The 6,223-nt window shown below is 65.5% G+C and carries 7 protein-coding genes and 1 tRNA gene; 3 read left to right on the top strand and 5 right to left on the bottom strand.

All coding sequences use genetic code 11. The features are described 5' to 3' along the window. Positions 1 to 481: hypothetical protein (locus ACFWF3_RS20560; RefSeq protein ID WP_379314890.1), on the bottom strand; the 481-nt coding region annotated here is incomplete at its 3' end. 496 nt (positions 482 to 977) lie between these two features. Beyond that, positions 978 to 2,075 (bottom strand): LysR family transcriptional regulator, encoded by a 1,098-nt coding sequence (locus tag ACFWF3_RS20555; protein ID WP_379314889.1) that lies wholly within the window; start codon positions 2,073 to 2,075, stop codon positions 978 to 980. Here ACFWF3_RS20555 and ACFWF3_RS20550 point away from each other — a divergent pair. After that, positions 2,067 to 3,257: an MFS transporter gene (locus tag ACFWF3_RS20550; protein ID WP_379314888.1), complete on the top strand. Its 1,191-nt coding sequence runs from the start codon at positions 2,067 to 2,069 to the stop codon at positions 3,255 to 3,257. The genes ACFWF3_RS20555 and ACFWF3_RS20550 overlap by 9 nt on opposite strands. Before the next feature lie 72 nt (positions 3,258 to 3,329). On the opposite strand, the gene ACFWF3_RS20545 is transcribed toward ACFWF3_RS20550, so the two are convergent. Next, a tRNA-Lys gene (locus tag ACFWF3_RS20545) sits at positions 3,330 to 3,405 on the bottom strand. Positions 3,406 to 3,721: 316 nt separating this feature from the next. On the opposite strand from ACFWF3_RS20545, the gene ACFWF3_RS20540 reads away from it, so the two are divergent. Beyond that, positions 3,722 to 4,930 carry an Ig-like domain-containing protein gene (locus ACFWF3_RS20540; protein ID WP_378994530.1) on the top strand — a complete coding sequence of 403 codons (1,209 nt, stop codon included), beginning with the start codon at positions 3,722 to 3,724 and terminating at the stop codon, positions 4,928 to 4,930. Positions 4,931 to 4,999: 69 nt separating this feature from the next. Here ACFWF3_RS20540 and ACFWF3_RS20535 read toward each other — a convergent pair whose 3' ends face one another. Beyond that, the gene (locus tag ACFWF3_RS20535) at positions 5,000 to 5,344 is read right to left on the bottom strand and encodes a hypothetical protein (RefSeq protein WP_378994528.1); all 345 of its coding nucleotides are present in this window, start codon (positions 5,342 to 5,344) and stop codon (positions 5,000 to 5,002) included. A gap of 109 nt (positions 5,345 to 5,453) precedes the next feature. After that, entirely contained in the window at positions 5,454 to 5,624 is a 171-nt protein-coding gene (locus ACFWF3_RS20530) for a hypothetical protein (protein ID WP_379314887.1), read from the bottom strand. A 25-nt stretch (positions 5,625 to 5,649) separates the two neighbouring features. On the opposite strand from ACFWF3_RS20530, the gene ACFWF3_RS20525 reads away from it, so the two are divergent. After that, positions 5,650 to 6,195: a CGNR zinc finger domain-containing protein gene (locus ACFWF3_RS20525; protein WP_379314886.1), complete on the top strand. Its 546-nt coding sequence runs from the start codon at positions 5,650 to 5,652 to the stop codon at positions 6,193 to 6,195. Positions 6,196 to 6,223: the final 28 nt, after the last annotated feature.

The following is a 6,223-nucleotide window of genomic DNA, read 5'->3' as shown; positions in this document are numbered from 1 at the left end:
GGCCCTTGGAGGGGATGCCCATCGCGGCGTTGGAGTCCCACAGGTTGATCGCCTGGGGGTTGCCGGTCGACTCGCGCATGATGTTGCGGTGGATGCCCTCGTAGCTGCCGGGGATGCCCTTGGCGGCCATGATGTCGAGCGCTTCGGTGATCCAGCCGTGCAGGTTGTCCTCGTAGGACTTCACCTCGGGCATCGGGGCCGGGGCGGCCTCGGGAGCCGGGGCGGCCTCCGGTGCCGGGGCGGGAGCGGCCTGCGGCGCGGGCGCCGGGATGGCCTGGATGGCGGGGGCGGCGCCGACGGCGGGGATGTTCTCCGCCTGCTCGACGACCATGGCGGCACGCTCGGGAACGCTGTCGTCGGCGAACGAGACGGCGGAGGACGCGGCTACGGCGACCAGGCCGACCGCGGCGACTGCCACGGTGAACGCCTCACGGCGCGAGCGACGGCCGATAACGGTGCTGAGCTTGTCTTTGTTGAGCATGGCTTTTCTGTTCCTTCATCTCTGTCTGGCGACGCAGGCCCTGCATCAGGGCGCGATGGATCGCGCAGCGCGCACGGGAGTACACGCCGGTCAGGCGATGCGTTGTTTCTGTCTGTATGGGAAGGTGCGACACTGTCGGGGGACGAACGCTCGATGGCAGTTCATCGCTGGCGCCGCACGGTGCTCCACAGCTGGCTGCGGGGAGACCACGCGCTGTTCGGTGCTATCGGAGGTTGGATACTTCCGGGCTAACCAAACCGCAGGTCCGTTTGTGACCTGATGACAGAATGGTCACGACGGGTTAACGCAAGGTGAACGAAACCTGAACGGCAAACGCTGCCGATCTTGGTTCATTGCCGGGCAGTTGCAGAATCGTTATCTATGCAGGAGGTTTGCGACTCTGATCTGCGTGGCGGCCGTCACAGAAAAAGTTTGCCCGAATCAGGTTTTGCGGGGGTTTGCGCAGCTAGAGGGAGTCCGAATCGGGCTCTGAGCGCTAGCACGCCGGATTGTCCATGGCAGTCCGATAACGAGATCGTGACCATTGCCCGGCAACTGCGGCTACCACCTCTCGCAGACCGGCCATGCGGGGCTCGTCCGTCTCGCTCGAACGCCATACGATGCCGAAAGTGCAGTCGGCAAGTGCGTCGACCGGCACGAAGCGCAGGTCGGGGCGTGGGTACAACTGTGCGGCAGAGGCGGGGACGAAGGCGACCGCGCCGGTCAGTGCGACGGTCGCCAGCATCGACTCGAACGTCGTGCCCATGGCCGTGGCATAGCGAACGGCTCGGCCGTCGGGCCGCGGGTCGGCGGCCCAGTACGCACGTCCCTCCGGGAACGACTCGGGCACCATCGTGACGACCGCGTGGTGTGCGAGATCGGCCAGGCGCAGCGACTCTCGTCGCGCCAGCGGATCCGTCGCGGCCAGGCACGCGACCCGGCGCTCGACCACGAGTGGAACGACGTGCAGATGCGACGGAACAGGCACATGGACGAACGCCGCATGGATTTCACCGCGCTCCAGCGCGGCCAGCTGCTCGGTGAACGTGTCGATCACCTGCACACGAGGGCCCAGTTCCGGAAAACGTGTCGATATTCCATCGATGATCTGGCGGGTCGGGCCGAGTGCCGTAAAACTCTCGCACACCCCGATCCGCAATATTCTCGCCTCTGTCGAGGCGTGATTCGCCATTTCTCTCAACTGCTCCGAGGAATCCACTATCGAACGAGCCAGCGGTAGCAATTTCAGCGCGATAGGAGTGAGTTCTACCCGTCTGCTGGTTCGATCGAAGAGCCGAACTCCCAATCGTTGCTCCAGTGCCCGGATTTGCTGGCTGAGTGCGGGCTGAGTCAGGTACACGCGGCGCGCTGCCCGGCCGAAATGCAGCTCCTCGGCGAGAACCAGCAGCAGGCGGAGTTGGTGGGGTGTGGGGTCGTCGCCCTGCAAGCTCGAGCCTGTCCCATCCATAACCCACACTCTATCGATGACGGCGAGATCCTGATAGTTACACCGTTGTGAGGCATCGCCCGGGCTGGCAAGGTTTATTTCGCTGCCGCTACGGATTGACCAGCAGGAATAGGAATCATGCGACAAAGTCTCGCCGCACTCGTATTGTGCGTCTTCGGTATTACGACCGGTGAATTCGTGATCGCGGGAATCCTTCCCGATGTCGCGGCTGAATTCGGCGTCTCTATTTCGGCGGCCGGGCTTCTGGTGACCGCTTATGCCGTCGGGATGATCTTCGGTGGGCCGGTCGTCACCGCGCTCACTGCGCGCTACTCGCGCAAACCGTTGATCAGCGTGCTGCTCTTGATCGCGGTGGCAGGCAACGTCGCCTCCGCGCTGGCGCCCTCCTATGAGTTCCTCTTCGTTGCCCGCGTTGTCACCGCGCTGGTCACCTCCACGTTCTTCGCGAACGCGATCGTCATCGCGACCGCGACCTCGCCGCCGGACAAGCAGGCGTCCACGGTCTCGAAGCTGGTCTTCGGGATGAACATCGCAATGGTGCTGGGCGCACCGATCGGGACGCTGCTGGGCAATCGGTTCGATTGGCGTACACCGTTTTTCGCGATTGCGGTGGTATGCGCTCTCGGCTTGGTGCTCGTTCTGCGCTCGGTCCCGGAGGTGGCGAACTCCGGCGGGTCGGCGTGGTCGGAATTGCGGGTGTTCGGCGATCGCGACGTTCAGCTGGCCATTGCCGTCACGGCGATCGGCAGTGCGGGCGTGCTGATGGTGTTCGTCTATTTCGCGCCGTTGCTGACCGAGGTCGCGACGTTCGCCTCCAGCGCTGTGGCGGTGATGCTCCTCGTCTACGGCCTCGGCGCCACGGTGGGCAACGTCGTCGGCGGCAGACTGTCCGACCGCTCACCGAAACGTGCGCAGCTCGGTCTGCTCGTGTTGCTGGCCTGTGCGTTGCTGCTGATGTGGGCGGTGAGCGGCCAGACCGTGCTCATCGGCGTGATGGTGTTCCTGGTGGGTGCACTCGGCTTCTCGGTGATCCCGGGAATGCAGGCCCGTGTCCTGAACACCGCGAGGCGGGCCCCCACGCTCGCTATCGCGGTCAACGCCTCGGCGTACCAGCTCGCCGCGGCCTTCGCGGGCTGGTTCGGCGGGCACGCGATCGACTCTGCCGGACTGCGCGTCGTGTACCTGGTCGCCGCCGCTGTCACTGTCCTCGGTATCGCTGTCAGTGCTGCCGCATGGCACCGTGACACTGCCGAGAGCAAGCGCGTCGCTCCAGTGGCCAACTCTGCCCCTCGTGAGCGAGATCACTGAACGGTGACGGCCTATCCGGCGGCCGAAACGAACGAAGCCCCTGACCATGGGACCTGGTCAGGGGCTTCGTTGTGGTGCGCCATCAGGGACTTGAACCCCGAACCCGCTGATTAAGAGTCAGCTGCTCTGCCAATTGAGCTAATGGCGCATGTCTTTGTTCTTTGCCCCGTCTCCGGTGCGGAACAAACATTAGCAGGCCGTGGGGCGGAAAGTGAAATCGGGCGCTGACCAGCAACAATGCGGCACATCTGGCGTTGTTAACGCCGACGACCTCCGGACCTATCTAACGATTGTGACTTGGTCGTGTCGCGGGGGCTTTCCCGTTGGAACCGGCCGGGTCAGCTGGCAGAATGGGCGAGACGTCGAGTTCGTAACGCCCCCCGCCAACACGGATGGCTCTAGCGATTCGGGTCGGTGGGATCTGCGGCGCACTGTAATCGCGTCGGTACGGAAACGGGGTTGACATGGGTAAGAAGCGGGGGCGACCTCGGTCGCTACGGACGATCGTTCCGATGGTGCTGTTGGCGGTGTTCGCGCTCGGCGCGTCGGCCTGCTCGGCCGCCGAGGGCACCGGGGTGGAGGTGGCGATCGATCGCAACCCCCTCGCCGAGCTCATCAAGCCGAAGCTCGTCTCGACCATCAAGGACGGGCAGGTCGGCGTCTCGCCCGGCATGCCGATGGCCTTCCAGGTCGAGGACGGCAAGTTCACCGACGTCACACTGACCAACCAGCAGGGCGCCGCGGTAGCGGGTCAGCTGGCCGCGGACGGGCGCTCCTGGTCGACCGCCGAGGTGCTCGGCTACGGCAAGACCTACAAGCTCACGGCCTCGGCCATCGGGCTCGGTGGCGCGAACTCCTCGACGCTGAGCTTCACCACCAGCTCGCCGAAGAGTCAGACCAAGCCGTACCTGCTGCCCGGCGAGGGCGAAGTGGTGGGCATCGGTCAGCCGGTCGCGATCCAGTTCGACGAGAACATCCCCGATCGCCGTGCCGCCCAAGAGGCCATCAAGATCACCACCGAGCCCGCCGTCGAGGGTGCCTTCTACTGGGTGAACAATCGCGAAGTGCGGTGGCGCCCAGAGCACTACTGGACACCGGGCACCAAGGTGACCATCGATGTGAACGTCTACGGCAAGGACCTGGGCAAGGGTCTGTACGGCCAGGACAACATCCATTCGTTCTTCACCATCGGTGACGCGGTGGTCTTCACCGCCGACGACAACACCAAGCAGGTGGTGGTGGAGAAGAACGGTCAGGTGATCATGACCATGCCCACCTCGATGGGTAAGGACAGCACGCCCACCGACAACGGCGTCTACATCGTCAGCGACCGGCACGAGAAGATCATCATGGACTCCTCGACCTACGGTGTGGCGGTGAACTCGTCCGACGGGTACCGCACGCCGGTCGACTACGCGACGCGAATCTCCTACAGCGGCATCTTCTTCCACTCGGCACCGTGGTCGGTGGGGCAGCAGGGCTACTCCAACTCCAGTCACGGCTGCCTGAACCTGAGTCCGGCGAACGCGCGCTGGGTGTACGAGAACGCCAAGCGTGGTGACATCACCGTCATCAAGAACACGGTCGGCGGCACCCTGTCCGGTGTCGACGGGCTGGGTGACTGGAACATCGCGTGGCCGGAATGGAAGGCGGGCAACGCCGACGCTCCGTAGGCGCGCGACAGACGAAAAACGAAGGGGCACCGGATTTTCCGGTGCCCCTTCGTTGTGTCTGTGGACCGCTCAGAGCGGGGTGGGAAGTTCGCTGCAGTCCATCATCGCCTCGCCCGCGACCGCGAGCGCGCTACCGAAGGCCCCGCACAGAATGCGGCCGCCGAACAGCAGGCGGTCGAGGTTGGGCAGGCCGGCCGAGCCGGTACCGGAGGACCCGGTGGTTTCGACGCCGGTGGTGGAGCCGCTCTGCGCCGAACCGGATTCGGGCTGATCGCTCGGCAGACCGAAGTCGCCGATGGGGGTCTCCGCCGTGAAGTCGGTGAGGGGCAGGCCGGGCGAGGCCGTGGCGGTCCCGGCGACGGGGCCGAGCACGGTGACGGCCGCGAGGACGGCGACGACGGTGGAACGCTTCATCAAGGGGTCTTTCCGGTCGAGCGCTGACGCGATGGCGAGATCTGCCCCACATCTGGGCAGCGGTCCAAAGTGTAGCGGTCAAACGTGATGTTCGTCATGGTGGTGCGAGTTATCCGGCGGCGGCCAGGCCCGGTTCGTCGCGATGGATCTCGGACGCGACGCTCAGCTGGTCGACGACCACCCTGCGCGCGCCGCAGTGGCAGCGTTGGTAGGCCACGACGCCCTCGCTGGTCCGGTGGCGTGACTCGATCTGCCAGGTGTGTGCGGGGTGGCTGTTCATGGTTCGAGTCTGATGTAATGGCATTGTGCATTACAACCATTACGGGCGTGAGCCGGTGCTGCTGGGCGTCGACCTGCTCAACGATCCGTGTTCGAACGCCGCGGAGTTGGCGCGACGCTGCGCGGCGGCGGGCTTGGTGCTGTCCACGCCGGCGTCCGACGGCGATCTGGCGTCGGTAACGGCCTTCCTGGGGCGCTGGCGGGGCGTGGTGGAGTGCGCGGACCGCGCCGAACGTGCGGCCCGGCTCAATGTGCTGCTGGCCGAGTACGCCTCCGCGCCCCGCTTGACCGACCATGTGGGCGACGGCTGGCATCTGCATTTCCGTGACCCGGGGGTGGCGACGGACCGCCAGATCGCGGCGCTGATCACCGTCGGCACCGCATTGCACCTCACCGGGCTGGGGATGGACCGTCTCGGCGTCTGCGCGGCGGACGGGTGCTCACAGGTGTACGCCGACACCTCGCGCAACGGCAGGCAGCGTTTCTGTAGCCCGGCGTGTGCGAACCGGTCGGCCGTTCGACGGCACCGGGCGAGCCGCGCCGAAAGCGGTGCCGCCCGAGTCGGTCTGTAGCCGCGGGGTGCCGAGACAGCAAAGAAGG

The organism is Nocardia sp. NPDC060220, assembly GCF_042727815.1.
In the GTDB taxonomy this organism is placed as follows: Bacteria; Actinomycetota; Actinomycetes; order Mycobacteriales; family Mycobacteriaceae; genus Nocardia.
The sequence above is the reverse complement of the archived record's forward strand: the minus strand, read 5'-3'. Positions and strand labels throughout refer to the sequence as shown.

Bases quoted from the DNA above. Each gene is read 5' to 3' on its own strand.
- ACFWF3_RS20535 (WP_378994528.1), bottom strand. From the start codon at position 5,344: ATGAAGCGTTCCACCGTCGTCGCCGTCCTCGCGGCCGTCACCGTGCTC.
- ACFWF3_RS20550 (WP_379314888.1), top strand. From the start codon at position 2,067: ATGCGACAAAGTCTCGCCGCACTCGTATTGTGCGTCTTCGGTATTACG.
- ACFWF3_RS20530 (WP_379314887.1), bottom strand. From the start codon at position 5,624: ATGAACAGCCACCCCGCACACACCTGGCAGATCGAGTCACGCCACCGG.
- ACFWF3_RS20540 (WP_378994530.1), top strand. From the start codon at position 3,722: ATGGGTAAGAAGCGGGGGCGACCTCGGTCGCTACGGACGATCGTTCCG.